The sequence below is a fragment of the Streptomyces europaeiscabiei genome (assembly GCF_001550375.1).
Lineage (GTDB): Bacteria > Actinomycetota > Actinomycetes > Streptomycetales > Streptomycetaceae > Streptomyces > Streptomyces europaeiscabiei.
This window is the reverse complement of record NZ_LRTR01000146.1, coordinates 1-2117: the sequence shown is the minus strand read 5'-3', so window position 1 is coordinate 2117 and position 2117 is coordinate 1. Positions and strand designations below refer to the sequence as shown.

Genomic DNA, 2117 nt, shown 5'->3' with positions numbered 1-2117 from the left:
TCATCGTCTTGATGACCTTGTCGAGGGACACCTTGTGGGTGCCGTCGCCCCGCATGGCCATCCTGGCCGCCGTGACGGCTTTCACCGCGGCCATGCCGTTGCGTTCGATGCAGGGGATCTGGACGAGGCCGCCGACGGGGTCGCAGGTGAGGCCGAGGTTGTGTTCCATGCCGATCTCGGCGGCGTTCTCGACCTGTTCGGGGGAGCCGCCGAGGACTTCGGCGAGGGCTCCGGCGGCCATGGAGCAGGCGGAGCCGACTTCTCCCTGGCAGCCGACCTCGGCGCCGGAGATGGAGGCGTTCTCCTTGAAGAGCATGCCGATGGCGCCGGCGGCCAGCATGAACCGCACGACTCCGTCCTCGTCCGCGCCCGGGACGAAGTTGACGTAGTAGTGCAGGACGGCGGGGATGATGCCGGCCGCGCCGTTCGTGGGGGCCGTCACGACCCGGCCGCCGGCCGCGTTCTCCTCGTTCACCGCCATCGCGTAGAGCGTGATCCACTCCATGGAGCGGGCCAACGCGTCGCCCTCCGCCCGTAGTTGACGGGCCGACATGGACGCGCGGCGGCGTACGCGCAGACCGCCGGGCAGGATGCCCTCGCGGGACATACCGCGGGAGACACACGCCTGCATCACGCGCCAGATGTCGAGGAGACCGGAACGGATCTCGTCCTCGCTGCGCCAGGCCCGCTCGTTCTCCAGCATCAGCGCGGAGATCGACAGACCCGTCTCCTTCGCCACGCGGAGCAGCTCGTCACCCGTGCGGAAGGGGTACTTGAGGGGCGTGTCGTCGAGTTTGATGCGGTCCGCGCCGACCGCGTCCTCGTCGACGACGAAGCCGCCGCCGACGGAGTAGTACGTCTTCGACAACAGCTCGGTGCCCGCCGCGTCGTAGGCCCAGACGGTCATGCCGTTGGCGTGGTACGGCAGCGTCTTGCGGCGGTGCAGGACCAGGTCCTTGTCGAAGGAGAAGGGGATCTCGTGGTCGTCCAGGAGGCGGATGCGGCCCGCCTCTTTGATCGCCTCCACCCGCTCGTCGGCCGACTCGACGTCCACCGTGCGCGGTGAGGCGCCTTCCAGGCCCAGGAGCACGGCCTTGGGGGTGCCGTGGCCATGACCGGTGGCGCCCAGCGAGCCGTACAGCTCGACGCGCACCGAGGCCACGCCCGCGAGCAGCTCCTCGTTGCGCAGCCGTCGGGCGAACATGCGGGCGGCGCGCATCGGGCCGACCGTGTGGGAGCTGGACGGGCCGATGCCGATCGAGAACAGGTCGAAGACCGAGATGGCCACGGTGACTCCTCAGAACGGGGGAGGGCGGTGCAGGGGGTGGGGCACCGCGCTCACTCCACAGTGTGCGCGGCGCCCCGGAAAAGCAGGACTACGTACCGATGACGCCCGGGTTACTTCCCCAGCCCCGGGTAGAGCGGGTGTTTGTCGGCCAGTGCCTTGACCCGGGTCTTGAGGGCTTCGGCGTCGTAGGACGGCTTGAGGGCTTCGGCGATGACGTCGGCGACCTCGGTGAAGTCCTCGGCGGTGAAGCCGCGGGTGGCGAGGGCGGGGGTGCCGATGCGGAGCCCGGAGGTCACCATCGGGGGACGCGGGTCGTTGGGGACGGCGTTGCGGTTGACCGTGATGCCGACCTCGTGGAGACGGTCCTCGGCCTGCTGCCCGTCCAGCTCGGAGGCGCGCAGGTCGACCAGGATGAGGTGGACGTCCGTGCCGCCGGACAGGACGTCGACGCCGGCCTCGCGGGCGTCGGCCGCCGTCAGCCGCTCGGCGAGGATCCGCGCGCCCTCGACCGTGCGGCGCTGGCGCTCCTTGAACTCCTCGCTCGCGGCGACCTTGAAGGACACCGCCTTCGCCGCGATCACGTGCTCCAGCGGACCGCCCTGGAAGCCGGGGAAGACGGAGGAGTTCAGCTTCTTCGCGAACTCCTTCTTCGCCAGGATGATGCCGCCGCGCGGGCCGCCGAGGGTCTTGTGGGTGGTGGAGGTGACCACGTCCGCGTGCTCGACGGGGTTGGGGTGCAGTCCGGCGGCGACCAGGCCCGCGAAGTGCGCCATGTCGACCCAGAGATGGGCCCCGGTCTCGTCGGCGATGCGGCGGAACTCGGCGAAGT

1 protein-coding gene and 1 pseudogene are annotated in these 2117 nt (G+C 70.2%); both read right to left on the bottom strand.

Features of this window, described 5'->3' with window-relative positions; translation table 11 throughout:
- Positions 1 to 1288 (bottom strand): L-serine ammonia-lyase (locus AWZ10_RS06775; RefSeq protein WP_060890659.1); only part of this gene is annotated, 1288 nt, incomplete at its 3' end.
- 110 nt (positions 1289 to 1398) lie between these two features.
- Positions 1399 to 2117, bottom strand: a pseudogene (locus AWZ10_RS06770) (serine hydroxymethyltransferase); the annotation flags it as partial.